This window comes from Helicobacter sp. MIT 03-1616 (genome assembly GCF_000765685.2).
GTDB lineage: Bacteria > Campylobacterota > Campylobacteria > Campylobacterales > Helicobacteraceae > Helicobacter_C > Helicobacter_C typhlonius.
On the sequence record NZ_JROY02000005.1, the window covers coordinates 136,530 to 153,559 of the forward strand.

At 40.0% G+C, this 17,030-nt stretch carries 10 protein-coding genes; 5 read left to right on the forward strand and 5 right to left on the reverse strand.

Annotated features, from left to right (window positions below; genetic code table 11):
- Window position 1 precedes the first annotated feature (1 nt).
- The 5 genes from pbpC to murJ all read right to left on the reverse strand — a co-directional run bounded on the left by pbpC (window position 2) and on the right by murJ (window position 11,922).
- The gene (gene pbpC, locus LS67_RS05230; protein WP_236096352.1) at window positions 2–2,320 is read right to left on the reverse strand and encodes a penicillin-binding protein 1C; all 2,319 of its coding nucleotides are present in this window, start codon (window positions 2,318–2,320) and stop codon (window positions 2–4) included.
- Window positions 2,310–7,766 carry an alpha-2-macroglobulin family protein gene (locus LS67_RS05235; RefSeq protein WP_081951490.1) on the reverse strand — a complete coding sequence of 1,819 codons (5,457 nt, stop codon included), beginning with the start codon at window positions 7,764–7,766 and terminating at the stop codon, window positions 2,310–2,312. Before LS67_RS05235 ends, pbpC begins: the two co-directional genes overlap by 11 nt.
- Window positions 7,767–7,840: 74 nt before the next feature.
- On the reverse strand, window positions 7,841–8,746 hold the full coding sequence (locus LS67_RS05240) for an RluA family pseudouridine synthase (RefSeq protein WP_034325502.1): 906 nt from the start codon (window positions 8,744–8,746) through the stop codon (window positions 7,841–7,843).
- Between the two features lie 225 nt (window positions 8,747–8,971).
- Window positions 8,972–10,438, reverse strand: coding sequence for a cysteine--tRNA ligase (gene cysS / locus LS67_RS05245; RefSeq protein ID WP_201273476.1), 1,467 nt, complete (start codon window positions 10,436–10,438; stop codon window positions 8,972–8,974).
- Window positions 10,438–11,922, reverse strand: coding sequence for a murein biosynthesis integral membrane protein MurJ (murJ, locus tag LS67_RS05250; RefSeq protein WP_034325505.1), 1,485 nt, complete (start codon window positions 11,920–11,922; stop codon window positions 10,438–10,440). The genes cysS and murJ overlap by 1 nt, the downstream gene beginning before the upstream one ends.
- A gap of 80 nt (window positions 11,923–12,002) precedes the next feature.
- Between murJ and LS67_RS05255 the strand changes: the two genes are divergently transcribed.
- The 5 genes from LS67_RS05255 to LS67_RS05275 are packed head-to-tail and all read left to right on the forward strand — an operon-like array spanning window position 12,003 to window position 17,029.
- Window positions 12,003–13,847: a hypothetical protein gene (locus LS67_RS05255; protein WP_034325507.1), complete on the forward strand. Its 1,845-nt coding sequence runs from the start codon at window positions 12,003–12,005 to the stop codon at window positions 13,845–13,847.
- Entirely contained in the window at window positions 13,844–14,440 is a 597-nt protein-coding gene (gene ruvA, locus LS67_RS05260) for a Holliday junction branch migration protein RuvA (RefSeq protein WP_231944822.1), read from the forward strand. Before LS67_RS05255 ends, ruvA begins: the two co-directional genes overlap by 4 nt.
- A gap of 11 nt (window positions 14,441–14,451) precedes the next feature.
- On the forward strand, window positions 14,452–16,050 hold the full coding sequence (locus LS67_RS05265; protein WP_034325509.1) for a methyl-accepting chemotaxis protein: 1,599 nt from the start codon (window positions 14,452–14,454) through the stop codon (window positions 16,048–16,050).
- Complete coding sequence (locus tag LS67_RS05270) at window positions 16,050–16,664, forward strand: hypothetical protein (protein ID WP_034325510.1); 615 nt, start codon at window positions 16,050–16,052, stop codon at window positions 16,662–16,664. The genes LS67_RS05265 and LS67_RS05270 overlap by 1 nt, the downstream gene beginning before the upstream one ends.
- A gap of 47 nt (window positions 16,665–16,711) precedes the next feature.
- Complete coding sequence (locus LS67_RS05275; RefSeq protein WP_034325513.1) at window positions 16,712–17,029, forward strand: hypothetical protein; 318 nt, start codon at window positions 16,712–16,714, stop codon at window positions 17,027–17,029.
- Window position 17,030 lies beyond the last annotated feature (1 nt).

Below are 17,030 nucleotides of genomic sequence, written 5' to 3' on the forward strand. Positions count from 1 at the left end.
CTTAATCTTTTATATAAAAACTCACGCTATCCATACTGCCGTCCTCACCCACGATTGTGAGATGATAATCCCCCGGAGATAAGCGCGTCTTAAAGGAGGATTGTGCGGAGCTATGGACAAGCTTTTTATTAAGATACCACGAAATGGGTTGATTCTTGATATTGCTAATATTAATAATGAGCTCTTTATCGCCATCTAAGTCCTTTGCCTGCAATATTTTAAGTCCTTGCGTGGGGTAGAGAATCTGCACACTTTTTTTATGTCTTTGGATATGCTTATCAATTTGTATGTTCTGAATCTTGTAGTAGTTGAGCACACTAAGGGGAATCTTGATGATGAGTTTTGGGGTAGATTCTAAAAAATGACTATCGTGTGAATCTACCTCCTTGTCCCCATACATAAAGGCTTTGTGGTAGAATGGCGAACGTTCTAGGGGTTTTGCGTGAATAGGGTAAAGAATACTTTTTTGTGAATCTTCTTTTTCGAGCAGATTTTTATACTCATCATCGAGCCTATATCCGCTAAATTTATCCACCTCTATATATTCTAACTCCTCCGTGGGAAGCTCGAAGTTGATATTATTGTCTGGCAAAGCGGAGAGAATCTCAAAAAGCAGAGTTCCCGCAGTTTTCACACCTAAAATATTTGGATTTGGTTTGGCATCAAAATTCCCCACCCACGCAACAATAGTATATTTCGGGCTTACACCTGCAGCCCACGCATCTTTTCTGCCATAGCTTGTTCCGCTTTTCCACGAAAATACCATTTTCTCTTTGTGAAAGTCGAGGATTCCCTCGCGCTCTAGCTCTTTTAGTGTTTGCAAGGTAAGATAAGCACTTCCTTTTGTAAGAAATCTTTGCATAGGTTTTGGCTGTGTATTTGCTAAGAATCTTAGCTCCCCAAATACGCCATAGTTACCAAGCCCACGATAAAGTCTTGCGATTTGAAGCATATTTATCTCTTTTGAGCCAAGTATAAAGGACAGGCCATATTGATGTGGATTGCTCGCTGGCAAATGCGCCATATCTTGCAAGGTAAAGAAAAATTTTTCATAGCCATATTCTTGCAAAAGCTTTACAAAAGGCACATTGAGTGATTTTTGCAGGGCATATTCTGCTGCGACTAATCCTTTGTAGGTTTTTGTCGCATTTTGTGGCTTGAAATTAGCAAAGTAGAGTGGCACATCGGTCAAAAGGCTTTGTGGCGCAATGAGTCCATTATCAATGCTAAGGGCATACAAAAAAGGTTTAAGTAGTGAGCCCGGAGAGCGCAACGCACGCACACCATCTATTTGTCCATAATTTTGTATATCTAAAAAATCCTGCGAGCCTACATAGCTTAGAATCTCGCCGCTTTGTGTATCCACAACAAGTGCGGCAATGTTTAAAATCCCCTGCGGATAGAGTTTTTTATGATATTGCTTGATGACAGATTCTGCACGTATTTGGAGATTTTTATCAATCGTAGTATGAATATTGTAAGCCTTTTGTGTGCGTGCTAAATGCACACTGAGGTGCGGCGCGATATTACGATAGGCTGTCTTTGTCTGTGGTAGTGGTTCTTTGAGAGCAAGGGAAAGTATTGTTTCATCAAAATATCCCTTTTTGTGTAATTTTAAAAGTAAGGTATCACGCTTTTGTTGTAGGATTTGTGTGTTTTTATTAAGATTGAGTAGTCCCGGTGCGTTTGGAAGCACGGCTAAAAGAGCAGATTCTGCCCAAGTGAGCGCATTAGAATCTTTATGAAAATACAAAAGTGCAGCTGAATGATAGCCCACGATATTACCACCATAGGGCGCATTATTGAGATACATATTGAGAATCTCATCTTTGCTATATGCGCTTTCGAGCGCAAGTGTTTGAAAAATCTCATTAAATTTATTTGCAAATGTACGTGGTGCGTTGGTGTAGAGCTTTACTACCTGCATACTAATCGTGCTTCCACCCATTCTTTTGTGTGAAGTGAGATTATTTTTTGCACTGCGCAAAAGCGCGAAAATATCAATCCCACAATGTTGATAAAAGCGTCTGTCTTCATAATTGAGCACAGCAACGCGAAGTTTGTGTGGTGGCGCGTGAGGCAGCTTTAAATGCCATTGTTCTTGTTTGTTTAAAAACACACTAAGGAGTGTGCCATTTCTATCAAAAACACTTTTGCTATAAACAGATTCAAATAAATCTTTTTTCAAACCCTCTTTTGTCTTAAGCGTATCATAAAAGCTTACAAACACGCCTAAGCCGTAAAAGAAAAGTAGCACAGCACCAGTCGCGCAGAGAATAAGCGGTATTTTGGCACGAGCAAAAATCGCGCTATCTCTCACGAGAGCTTACCACAACGGGCATAGAGCTTGTATTGGCAAGGAAGCTATTATCATACATCGCCTCTGCAGTAGCTGGTGGGAGGATATATTCTCCGGGTGTAATGGCATTAATTTTCACAAACATCACTTTGCTATTGCCGTGGTAGTCCATAAACCACATTATCTTATCATCTCGTATATCAGTGTAGGTAATGCCACTATTTGTTACAAATTTTGGTAAAATCACATCGTCTCTTAGCCTTGTGTTTTCTATCTCCCAGCCGCTAGGCAGATTCTGTGTAATGGCGACATTATTTACCCTTACACGCTCACTTGCATTGCTTAGGGTGAGTTTCATATAGAATGTGCTAGAAGATGGTATGTTGCTTACATCGATAGGATTGCCACTTTCATCTAAGAAGCTTCGAGCAAGTGCGATTTTTTGCGATTTTGCTTGAATATCTTTCTCTAATAAAATGCCGTCCCATACTTGATTGATATAGAGCGGGAAGGCGTTGTTTGAGCTAAGTTTGCCCTCAATCGCGTCAAATGGGATTTTTATAGAATCTGCTCCCTTATCCGCCTTGAAGTTTTTGCCATTGAAATTTACATCAATTATGTTATTGCCCTTATCCTCGCTCGCAGGCATTGTGCTAGAGAGTGCAAGGAGCGAGTAACCAAGTGTTTGTGTCGAATACCAATTATCACTTTCGAGTTTTTGGATAAGAAGTGATAGTGCCTCTTTGTGCGGTGCGCCATAAATCTCCGTGTAGGCACGCAAAATCATCGCATTATCGCGCAAAGATGAGCCATAGCTATATATGTAGTAGCTCTCATCTCGCTCTTTGGTTATTGTGGGGAGATTCTTTGTGATTTTTTCAGCGATTGATTGCATTCCTGCGAGTTTGTATGCTGCACCCAAAAGCCACTTGTTGCTTACATCTATATTAAGACTATCAAGATTTTCGTATATCGCATTTAGCAAACCAATTTGTGGCTCACCCGCGAGTGAAAGCAAGTAGAGTGCATAGATAGCCGTTTTAGGATCTTCTGTATTTTTGGCAAGGTTCTTTTGGTAGGAAATCCAATTTTTTAGCACATTGTCCGCTACATAATAGCCATTTGCCTTAGCAAGAAGTAGGAAATGCCCTGCATATGCGCTACCCCACGGATTAGAGCGTGTTTCTCCCTGCCAATATGAGAAACCGCCATCACTTGTTTGGAATCTTCCTATGCGCTCAATTCCTGCGTTAATGTTTCGCACAATTTCTTGCTTGTCGATAAAATTACTTTTGCTCAGTTTGTTTAAGAAAAGCTGCGGCATAACGCTTGAAGTCGTTTGCTCGATACAGCCATAAGGATAGCGGATAAGCCATTTGAGGCGATTATCAATGCTTAAAATCGGGCTTTGGCTCACAATCACATAACTATCGCTTGAGCCGATAATAGAATTTTTTGGATTTTCTAGTGTGAGTGAATCTTTAGGTTTAAGCGTGAATTTCTGGCTCAAAGTCGTGTAAGGGTTGTTTGGCAAAATATCAATCTCGCTTTTTTGGTTTAGCTTAAAGTCCTTGCTTGATAGACTTATATCGATGAAATCCTGCCCGATATGATTCTCACTCGCTTGTGCGTTGATATACACATTTTGGGATTTTTTGTCATCAAACTGCAAAGTAATTTGATTTTTATCAAATGCGATTTTATCGCCACTTTTGAGATTTAAAGTAACCTTGCCTACCTTTTCTTGTGTTGGCAACACTTCAATAGCAAGGGTGAATTTATCGCCATTTTTGAGGCTACGCGGTATAGTGGGTAGCATAGCCACAGGTGCGCTTACTTGCATATTTTGTGAAGCTCCGCCATAGGCTTTTTCATCAACCGCTACTGCCATAATCCGCACACTCCCCATATATGAGGGCATTGTGTAGGTAAATTTTGCCTTGCCCTTATCATCACTCATTATGGGTTTGGCATAAAATGCCACAGGTTTAAATCTTTGGGCTTGATTCAAATCTTTGCGCTTTGCACCAGCTTTAAACATCGCCTCACCGCCGACTTTTAAAACTTGATGAATCTTATCTATATTGTGCCCAATAATCATATCGTAGTTATCAAAATTCAGCAGTGAAAGGGCTAGTTTTTTGTAGAAATATACCCACGGATTTGGCGAAGAAAAATCTGTCAAATCAAGCAGCCCCTCATCAACAATCGCGAGTGTGTAAGCGACTTTTTTCTTTTCTTTGTTTGAGAGATTCACGACAAAATTATCATTGGGGCGGATTGACTTAGGCGCGTCAATATCAATAGTAATTTTAGAATCTGCATTTTCCACCATAAGCGGTATAATGCCATAAAGTCGCTGTGAGCGGTCATTATTAATACTATTATAATCTTGCAGTAGATGCACACTCACATACACATTGGGTGCATAGGCTTTTTTAAGCGGTAGCTCAAACTGCGTTTGCCCATCTTTTGTATCGACAAAGAATCGCTCAAATACCTTATCTGCACCGATAATATTCACAAGTGCTTTAGAATCTTTGATGCTTTCAAAAGTAACAACTGCCTTTTCATCGCTTAAGTAATGTGTCTTGTTTGAACTCATTTTAAGGGCTGTGATTTTTGGCTCAAGGTTTGGCTCACCATATTCACTCGCATAGAGTGAGAGCGCACTCTTTGTGCCATTTGTTAAGTCTTGCACTTCGATAAAGAGCTCCCCGCTTTGATTTGGGGTAAATGTTAAAACAACAGGTTCTGCCTTTGAAGTGAGGTTACCCTCTTGCAAAACCCTTGTGTATTTACTGCTTTTTATCGAGCGCACAAACTCATCATAGCTGCTATAATCCCACCACCACGATTGATTTGAATGATAAATTGTATATTTGAGTTTGCGATTAACTAAAGGCTTTTGCGTATCGCTTGAAAGCACGATAATTGGCAAATGAATCTCTTTATCCGCACTCACATAGCGACTTTCTGGCTTTTTAATCCCAACAAAAGCATCAAAAAGCATAATATCCACAGCCTTTGCATTTTGGACTTGACGCCCACCACTTTCGATGACCTTTGCACTCAAGATAGCGCGGAGGTTTCTGCTCGCCTTTTCTATGAAATCGTCAATATCAATTTCTATATTTTTCTTGCCATTTTCATCGAGTTTGCCCTCAAAGTCATCATAAAAATCATTTAGGCTTTGATGTGAGGTAAAGACATAGTCTTTATACGCAGGTGCGTAAAAATTTACTTCTTTAACAAGCAAATCTATATTGTATTTGAGATTGCTCGCTGGCGCACCAAAGAGATATTTTGATTGCAGAGTAAAATTAAGCTCATCTACCGTGCTTATTTTGTCCGGAGATGCTATTTCTACCTTTATGCGATTTGGCACGACATTTTCTACCGAGATTTTATGCCAAAAACTGCTTCCGCCAACTTTTGCTTCAAGCTCATAAATGCCACTTGGGGCGTTAGATTCTGTTGTAAATGTATATGAAAACAATCCAAAAAGCTGTTCTTTTAGGCTTAGATTCTCTATGATTTTTTTGCCCTGTGGTGAGGTAATGCTAATGTGTATTGGGTGGGTAATCGGTTTAGAATCTGCTCGTGCAAGGATATTTATATGCGCACTTTCGCCCGGGCGATACACGCCTCTATCGGTGTAGATATATGCCCTTGTGTTCCCATCAAGCACCTCTCCAGCAACATCAAAGCCCTCTGTGCTTACAGGATTCTTAAGGCGCAGAATCGTATTGTCATCATCTTTATTCGCGTCAAGATACATAATTTTAGAGGATTCATTAAATGTGGCAATGCCTTGTGAATCTGTGCTTATGCTCTGCAGGGTTTGATTTTTCCGACTAATGGCATTGATTTGCACCGAGGAGAGTGGCTTATTACTTACCATATCAAGTGCCATTACTTCGAGTTTATCATCGCCACTTTGCTGGGCGATGAGGGCGATATTTGAAAAAATCAAATGCTTTTGTATGGTTGCCTTATCAAAAAACTGACTTTTGCGCCACGATGAAGTTCCCTCTGGAAATTCATACATCATATCTTCTTCTTTAAAGCCAAGTTCGATGATGAAAATGCCCTTTTTGTCCTTAAGTGCGGATAAATCTATCTCGCTTTGAAGCCATTGATTTTGCTCGGCTTCAAGCTCAAAATCTTGCTTAAGCACTTCATCACCCAAACGCTCAAAATCCGCGTAAATACCCCTATCGCTATACTCATCATCATAGTAGTGATCATCGCGTGAGTAGTTGTTGTATTGTGTTTCGCCGATGAGATTTTGTCTGTAAAGATATGCGGTGATGTTGTTTGGGTAGATTTTGCTTATCTTTAGTCTTACTTTTTTGATATTCATACTCTTAAAAGCGATTTTGTGTGCGGCATTGCTTGGGAGGAAAATACCCTGTTGTGAAAAGGCTATTGCTGGGGTGATTTGATGAAAAAATATCGAATCTTCTTTGGCAGTTTGCATACGCGCTTTATCCACGCCTACCAAGCCTTCTTTAATGCGGATTTTGTAGTTTTTAGAGAGACTAAAAGGCGCGTCAATTCGCACGACATTGCCGCTTTGAGAGAATTTTGCCTTAATGTCTGGCTCAATGCTAATAAAATTCTCCAAATGTGTATTTTGAGCAAGATATGAAGAAAAAGCCACTTCGATATATGGTGTCTCTGTGCTTATAGCCCTTATGCCCACCACTTCTAGATTCCCCACGCTCTGTATGTATCGCGCTACCTTGTCTTCTTTGAGCCCAAAATATTTAGCCTTGATGGTTAAGGTATAGGCTTTATCCTCCTGTATAGGTAGCTCATCACTTTTAATAAAAAGTGCCTTTGGTGCGGCTTGTAGTGTGAATCCCACATCTGCGCCTTTATCATCTTGCAAAGTAATGGCTTTTGCTATCTCTTTTTTATCATTAGATTCAATAGCCTGTAAAAGTGCGCTCATATCGAATCTTTGTGAAAATTCGACACTTGTGCGGAAGCTCAAGCTTTGACTAGCATTGTATGTAGGCTCAAATGGCAAAATATCCGCCTCCGTCAAATTAGTCCGCACATCAAGGGAGAGAGAATCTTTAATAAGTGTGTTTTCAAGTTTTGCAAGATTCACATTGAATGTGTATTTTGTGTTTGGTTTGAGCGTGGCAAGAGGAAAGATGAGTATTTCATAAGTGGAGCGATATACATAAGTCGCATCAACACCTTTGCCATTAATCTTTATGATATCATCACTCGCTTTTACCTCATAAATCTTACTCGCATTAAATGTTTCTTCGCTAACGATTGGGTTTTCAAAAGTAATTCTAATATTATCATCTTGCTCGGTGGAGATATTTTGCGTATAAGAGCTGACTGATTTATTATCCGCACACGCGCTTATAAAAAATACTAAAAACACGCACAACAGCAAAGCAACACTTATTTTATTGTTTGTTCTTGTTTTTATAGTATTCATAGCTATCTCTTTCAACGGCAGGATTTGCAAAATCTAAAATTCTTGATTGTATCAAAAATTCCATAAACACAAACTTAAAAATATGCTTCAAAATGTGGCGCGAAGTCAAAATGGAGTTTGCTTGTGAAGCGATATTCTTGCTCTCTAAAACAAAAGTGCAAAGAATGTGCATTGAGGCATAAATAGGGTGCGCCGAAGTATTGCTCATACTCGGCTAGATGTTTGTTGTCTAAATACATTCTGCTATATTTCTCATCTGCCCCATATAGCGGGTCGCCTAGGATTCTATGTCCTATATAGGCGCAATGAGCGCGGATTTGGTGGGTTCTGCCTGTGAGTGGTAGGGCATTAATAAGTGTAGAATCTGTTTGTGCGTGATAAAAAATAGGGCGCACAAGTGTGCGAGATTCTTTGCCATTTTTACATATAATACTTTTGATACATAAATCCCCACCCTTATGCTTTTGCGTGGCGAGTGGCTTGTCAATGAGTATCTCCTGTGTGAGATTCCCCTCCACGATAGCATAATAACTTTTGTGAATCTGCCGCTGCTGCATTAGCATTTTGAGTTCTTTTTCGCTTACAGGATTTAGGGCGCATAGCAATAAGCCGCTAGTTTGCCTATCAAGACGATGAATGATATTTGCATTTTTGCCAAAGCGCGATTTGAGTGCGTCATTAAGTGAGTAGTGAAAATATCTGCCTTTGGGGTGGCTTAGGAGGTTGTGTGGCTTGTCATACACGCAAAAATCTGCATTGGAAAACAAAGGTTCTAAGTTAATATCACGGGCTTCAAACTCGTTTAGCTCGACTTTACCACAAATAATTTCAGCCTTTGATACTGCGCGTCCATTTTGCCTTAAATAGCCCTTGTCTATGGCTCTTTGGGCAGCTTGTATGCTGTATTGTTTGTGGCGCATAAGGAATAAAAACGCTGCTATGGGTGTGCTAATCTCGTATTCACGCGTGATAAAGGGCATTTATAATCCTTTGAAACAATAGGCGTTTTAGAATCTACTTAAAGAATCTCATAGAGAACCGCACATTGCACTAAGGCAAAGATTCTATACACGTTTACTTTAAGGTTTCTCATTGCATTAATTTATAGGATTCTAATTTGTGCCCCTTTTTTAACAAATCCCACATTTATAGAATCCTGCATAGCATCTTTATGGCATTGTAAGCGCAGATTTTTGGTTAAGATTCTATATTTTCTCCCAAGTTGTACCCTCTGGTGTATCCATAATCTCTATACCCTCCTGCCTTAGGGCTTCTCGTATGCTATCAGCAAGGGCATAATCTTTAAACTTTTTTGCCTCATTTCGTTTTTCTATCTGTGCTTGTATATGTGTCTTTTGCTCCTCACTTAGCCCAAGTTGGAAGTAGCTTGTAGCGTCCTTGCCACCAAGTCCTAGTAAAAACTCTATACACTGCAAATTCGCACTAATGCTTTGTTTTTGTGCTTTGTCTTTTGGATTTTTATCAAGCATTTCGTTGCTGTAAGAGAGCATATCCTCGATAACGCTTAAAGCCTTTGAGATATTATAATCATCACTCAATGCTTCAAGCAAAGATTCTAAAAATTCCTTTTGTGCCTTTGTCGCTATGCTTTTTATCGCGCTTGTATTTTGCAAAGATTCTATGGTGTTTGTTAGTGTGATAGAATCTGCTGTATGTCCTTGCACACGCTTTTTGAGGCGGTAGATTTTATCAAGTCGCTTTTTGCTTTGGAGCAAATCCTCCTCGTTGAAATTGAGTATCAAGCGATAATGCACTCCTAAAAGATAATTACGCAAAATCTCGCCGTCATAGCTTTTTAAAGCGTCTTTTACAAAAAAACTATTGCCTAGAGACTTACTCATTTTTTCGCCATTGATATTAACAAAACCATTATGTAGCCAATACTTAGCGATTTCTCGCCCTGTGGCACAGCGGGTTTGTGAGGCTTCATTTTCGTGGTGGGGGAAGAGCAAGTCCGCGCCCCCCGCGTGAATATCAATGGCATAGCTTTCATTTTTGTAGGCTATGTGCTTTTCAACCATTGCCGAACATTCGATATGCCACCCCGGGCGTCCCTTGCCAAATGGGCTATCGTAGGCAATGTCGTTTTCTCCTTTATAGGCTTTCCATAGGGCAAAGTCGCTGTGCTCTAACTTGTCTTGCGCGTTTTCTATGCGGCTCTGTGCGTGTGAATCTTCCACTCTGTGCGAGATTGAGCCATAATGTGAATCTTTATGAATGCTAAGATATACATCGCTATTTTCGCCCTTGTAGGCATAGCCTTTTTGCAATAAGGATTCTATCATTTCGCACATTTGAGGCAAATGCTCGGTAGCTTTTGGCTCAATATCTGCGCGTATCACGCCAAGAGAATCCATATCCCTAAGATATGAATCCATATAGCGCGTGGTAATCTCATTTACGCTTATGCCACTATCAAGTGATTTTTTGATAATTTTATCATCAATGTCGGTGAAGTTTTTGACAAAGATAACCTTGTAGCCTAAAAATACAAAGAGTCGCCGCCACAAGTCAAATGCAATCGAGCTTCGCGCGTGTCCCAAATGCGAATCATCATAGATTGTAGGACCACACACATAAATACGCACTTCATTGTCTTTTATGGGAGTGAATGGAAGCTTTTGTTTTTTTGTGCTATCAAAAAGTGTTATCATAAAATATTCCTTACAAAGAGATGAAAACTATCGACTAAGGCTTTGATATGGGGCTTTAGAAACCATAAAATGAGGAATTCTACACAGAGAATAACCACGAGTGCTAACCACGCTTTTTTATGATTTATTATATCTAAGAATCTTGCAAACCCAAAGATTCTAATTGTAAGCACAAAAAGCACGAATCCGCTTAAACTCCCAGATAGTGCCAATCCCATTGCACCAAAGGGGTGCATAAGTATAAGTGAAAAGACAATGCCACAGAGTAAAGAAATTGCCGAGATTTTTGCTGCTTTGCCCTGCATTTGATGAGAGTAAAGCCAGAGTGAAAAGATTTTACTTAGCCCAAAAGGCACTAAACCAAGCATATATGCGCTAAACACACCCGCGACAATACGCGTGTTTTCTTCGCTAAATTGCCCCCATTGATAAAGTAGGCTAATGATCTCCTCGCTCAACATTATCCCGCCACACACGCACACGCATAGCACGATGAGGAGAAACCAAAAGGACTTTTTGAGCGCGTTAAAGGCTTGTAGGGATTGATTGTTTTTAATAGCCTTTGCCACAAGTGGAAAGAGTGCGGTCGAAATGGCTATGGCAAAAATGGCAAGGGGAAATTGAAAGATTCTGTTTGCGTAATAAAGCGCACTAATGCTCCCTGTGGCGAGAAATGAAGCTAAAAGCGTATCGGTAAAAGTTGCAAGTTGGGCTGTGGAGCTCCCTAGCATTGCAGGGAAAAATTGTTTAAAAAACATCTTTATATCTGCTTTTGCGCATTCAATGCGTTTTTTGATTTTAGAATCTGGCTCTTTTGTGCACACCCACTGCCATAGCTCTATCACACCAATACATAAGAGCTTAAAAAACCTCAAGCGATATAGTGGATAAAAATGTAATAGAATTTGTGCTACCCCGCCACAAATCACGCCATAGCTTAGCATATACACGACTTGCATAGAATCTTTATCGTGCGCTAAAAGTAGGGCAGCAATCATAGAGAGATTTAAAAGCGCGGTGTTGTAAGCATTGACCCAAAAGCAGTTTTTATACTGCAAGAGCGAGGAAAGAAAAGTTACAATAAACACAAGCTCCAAATACCAAAAATTAATCGCCACAATGGGCTTTGCGAGAGCGATAGTCTCATCATCAAAGCCATAGGCTAAGAGCTTGGTAAAGAATCCGCTAAAGCACACAACAAGGAGTGAGAGGCAGAGGATAAAAAAGGCGAAAATGAGGAAAGTTACCAGTGCAAACATACCCTTTTTGCGACTATGAATGAAATTTGGCAAAAAGCTTTGCGTGAAAGCCCCCTCGCCAAATACGCGCCGAAAGAGATTGGGGAGTTTAAATGCGGCAAAGAAAATATCGCTATATACGCTTGCCCCTAGTATTTTTGCCGTGCATAAATCCCGCACTAAACCAGCAATGCGCGAAAGTAGTATGCCGCTACTATTTGTTAAAAATGCCTTTTTTATCAAATTTTGCCCTTACTCTAAAGTGTTTTAAGCATAAAAGTGTTATTATAGCTGTAATAAACAAATCTATTTAAAGAGGTTTTATGCAACTCTTTGAGCCTATCTCTATCAAATCCTGCACAGATGTAAGCACCGAAGTCAAAAAAATATGCGAGTTGTATGCGCTTGAAGAACAAATGGTGAGCTTTGATGTATCTCATATTACTACGCTTTTTCGCGGCGAGACAAAAAAAGATTTTAGCATTCTGCCACCAGAGGATTACCCTACGATTTTAGGTGATGAGGCGAGATATAATACAAATGATTTTGATATTAAACAAGTGTATGATGTCGTGCTACGTGGGCTAAAAGAGGACGACTTAGCACCTTTTGTCAAGCTGCATTTAGATAAAGAATGCTATGAGCTGACCCTCCAGATTAAAGAGGGGCTAGAAGTGCGCGATGATGAGGCTTTTTTCACACAGCTTTATGAGCAAATCACGCGGGAGAAAGTCGCTAAAAATGTGATTGTGAGAATCTTTGGCGCAGATATTAAGCAAGAAATTGCTTCTTTGAAGACATTATTTGACTCCTTGTCGATAAAAGGCAAAATAGAATCCACGCGCTATGTGTCGCTTATGAAAGCGAGTGGATTTGTGCCAAGCTTAAGTGGGGAGTTTAAATTCACTCTCAAAGAGGAATGGGATAAATCACATTCAAAGTCGGTGGAGTTTGCCTCCTACGCGGCAAAAAGTGGCGAACTCGTGGGCTTATCCACCAAATCTCAAGTGGGGGTGAGCGGACGGAATCTAAGAGGAGAGTATATCCACGCTAAAAAGCAGGATAATATGGATTTAGATATGAAAATGTCCTACAAAGAAGGCGAGTTTAGAAGTGAGGAAAAAGAAGAAGTTGTAGAATATTATGCTTCACAAGATGGCTATGTATCGCTAGGGGAGGGTGAGTTAAAGATTCTTGCAGATTTTAATTTGCCCGAAATCACTATGCGCACGAGTGGGTCATTGCTCGGTGGAGATAAAAAGGGCTTTGTGATGGAGGTAACTTGCACAGATCTTAATCAAGATGCCGTAGGCGCGGGGATTGTGCTTGAAGTGGGAGAGATAAAAATCTATGGCAGTGTGGGCGAAAATGCGGTAATAGTAGCCAATAAGGTTGAGATAAATGGACAGACTCATCAAAGCTCAATTATTAGAGCAAAAGACATCAAAATTGACACACACAAAGGCTCGGCAAAGGGTGAAAAGATTCACATCACTCGTTTGGAGCTTGGGAGTATAGATGGCGAGGAAGTATCAATTGAACAAGCAAATGGTGGCAATATTCGAGCAAAGAATATTATCGTTGAGAATCTTTACTCGCATACGAAATTGTCCTTATCACTTAGCGCACATATAAAAAATATAAGCGGCAGCGAAAATTGTTTTCTCATCTCATCACACACTTCTTTGAGGGCACAGGAGGAAGTAGCATATATTAACGCGAGTATTGCGCACAATATCCAGCTTATGAATACGCTCCTTCAGGTGTTAAACAAAGATTTAGCACTCGTGCGTAAAACAAAGCCGGTAGTGAAAAAAATTAAACTCATTATGGAGGAGAATAAGAAAAATAATAAACCGAATGAACGCAACATTACCGAATCTATGGCGCAATATGTGATTTTGCTCCACCGCACAAAATACCTCAAAGATCGTCTAGTTGCGCTTAAACAAGAGAGTAAAGAGCTGAATAAACGACTAGAAATGCTAGACTTGCAGACACAAGAGGCGTGCATTGTGAGTGATATGCCTTGGCAAGGCAGTAATGAAGTGATATATGAGAGTTTTTTCCCTGAAAGTAGGGACATAATGAAAATTGGTGAAGGTGAGAATGTAGAGATTATCATTGACAAAGAGCAGCACAGACTGCAAAAAGTAGAACATCAATGAGTATGAATCTCATCATAGGCTTAAGGGGCATAACACGTAAGATAGAGCCGATGTTTGTAGAGCTTGATGTGGGTGGTGTAATATATGGCGTGCAAATGTCGCTCAATGCCACTACTTCTTTGAAATCGCAGGTAGATTCGCAATCACATAGTGAAGTGAGAATCCTCTGCACGCATATCATACGCGAAGATGCACATTTGCTTTTTGGATTCATAGAGGATATGGAGAGGCAGACTTTTGAGCGATTAATTAAGATTAATGGTGTGGGTCCTAAAGTCGCTCTTGCGATACTCTCTACCTATACGCCTACACATTTTGCTACCATTATTGCGAATAAAGATATTGATGCACTCAAAAAAGTGCCCGGTATTGGTCCAAAGAGTGCAGGTAAGATTATGGTTGATGTGGCGGGATTCTTTGCGGAATTGTTACAGAATCAAAATATGGAGCCGCAGAATAATTTAGCTAAAGAGGCGAGTTTGGCTCTAAAATCACTTGGCTTTAAGGAGGGTGAAATTGCAAAAGCCCTTAGGGGCATTGAGGCTACAAATGTTTCAGAGCTTGTCAAAGAAGCATTAAAGAGATTATCTTAAGGAGGCGTGCGGTGTTACAGACATTTCGTTCTAAAGTGCTTTTCACATTATTTATGTTTATTGTCATTGGTTTTAGCATACTCTATGCGTTGATTGCGGCGGGATTTGAGGGTATGGCTGTAAAAGAGAGCAAGAGAAATGCCCAAATGCTTGGAGATTCTATCTTTCAAACCGTGCGTATGAGTATGAATATGGGGATTCGAGAGATGATTGACGTGGGATTGGAGGAAGCAGCTCAAATCTCGGGTGTATCTTTCCTTAAGATTCACAAAAGTCAAAGCGTGATTGACCTCTTTAGTATGAGCGATAAAGTGAGTGAAGATGAGGAGATTGTAGAGATTTTTAACAATAAACAAGCCAAAATTGCAGAGAGCAAAGAGGGCGATATTCACTATGTTACATTCCTCAAGCCTTTGGTGGCAAACGAAAGCTGTATGATGTGCCACGAGTATGATTCGGTAAAAGTTGGCGATGTGCTCGGTGTGCTGGAACTCAAAATTTCAACAGAAAGTTTTTATGAGCAAATCGAACAAAATGAGGATTATCTCTTGCTTACAATGTTTGTCGCTGGAATCTTAGCATTGATTGGACTTTATATATTTTTTGAAAGAGAACTCGTCAAACCGCTTAATCATTTGCGTGATATGGCGAAGTCGCTTACAGAGGGTGGGAGTGGCGACCTCACAAAGCGCATTGCGATTAAACGCAACGATGAAGTGGGCATTACTTCAGGCTATGTAAATAAATTTATCCAAACCATACGAGATACGATTTTAGTCGGCAAAAGAGTGAGCGATGAGAATATGCAAATTTGTGATAAGCTACTTGGTATGTCAAATACATTGTCAAAAAATTCTGATGAGCAGTTTGAGCTCGTGGATAAGGTCAATGACTTGGCGCACAAAGTGAGTAATAATCTCGATGATGCCGAGCAAATTGCTGATACAACAAAAAATGAAATTGAGCAGACCGAAAGCACACTTGATGAATTTGTAAGTAATTTGCAGGATTCAATTAATCTTATCTCCTCTTCCGCACAAGGACAGCAGGAGATATTGGGGCGCGTGGAGGAGCTCGTAGGACACGCCGAGCAGATTAAATCCGTGCTTTCTATTATTAGCGATATTGCCGACCAGACAAATCTTTTAGCCTTGAACGCCGCTATTGAAGCAGCAAGAGCAGGAGAACACGGCAGGGGCTTTGCAGTGGTAGCTGATGAGGTGAGAAAACTCGCCGAGCGCACCCAAAAATCTCTCAATGAAATCGCCGCAAATATTAATCTTGTAACGCAAAGTATTGATGATATGGGGCAAGATATTCGAGATACTGCCGAAGATATGGTACAAATTACAGGCAAGACCACGCCACTTATTAATGAGGCAGATAATACACGCACCAAGCTAAACTTAACCAAGCAAAATGCGATACATTTGAAAGATATTAGCACCTTTATTGCACAAAGCACGAAAGAGTTAGCAGAGATGATGCAAGAAATTGCAAAATCTTCCGAATCTACGCAGAGCGTGGGGCATGACATACAAAAGCTTGCAAATGCTATGGCAGATAAGGCAAAAGAGCTAAACAGCGCGATTGGCAAGTTTAAGACTTGATGAAAGTCTATGTGAGATATTTTTATGCGCATTGGTTGGAGGTGGATTCAGTCTTTGCGTGGATAGAATCTGTTATGCTGCGCGTAAAAAATGCAGATGAGATAAGTTTGGCATTTTGTGAATGTGCGAACAATATCATTGAGCATCATATTTTGCGCGTGAGTAAGAATGAGCTTTTTTCTACAAACAGCACTCATAATGCGAAAATGCAATATCCACGCAGAGATTCATACAAGATAAGACAAGGTATAAATATTCCGCGCAATTTTTGTAGTTTGCAAAATAAGATTCACAATAAACTTTATAATAAAGCCAATACACCACAAATACACAAAGCCTACGCGATGAAAAAAGCTCCCATAAGCCATACATATTTTTTACACAAATTCACGCGTATCACCTGCATACTCACGCTTAAGCCAACGCGCATTTCTATCACTTTACTCTTTCCTTTTAAGCCCATTTATAAGGAGCGTAAAAGTTTTGAAACTAGGGCTTTAGGCGGTAGGGGAGGGCGCATTATCACGCTTTATGCCGCACAGATTCACACAAGGGTGCATTATAAAATTTCACTTGGCGTTACACAGCTTTGCTTCTTAAAGCATACATTGTAGTGTTGAAGTTTTGCGATATAATGCGCTATTTCTAGCAAAGGGAGACAATGGCACTTAGTGTTCAAACAATTAATGACTTGCAAATGGTGCGCAGTGTGGGTAAGCTTAAGAGTTATGAGGCATTTTTGACTTTTAAGATTGAGCTTGAGGATATTTTGCCAAAATTCCTTGGAGAACAGCATATGTTGAGAATCTATTTTGTCAGGGCATATCCCATTAGCTCCTATGTGCTAGGCTATTTGTTTAAGCTACGCAATACAGATAAGATAAAAATAGAAATTGTTGTTGATGATTTAAGGTTGTTTATGTTTTTTGAGGAAATCAACTTAGTCGATGAGTTTCAAATCAAAATTATGGAGGCATAGA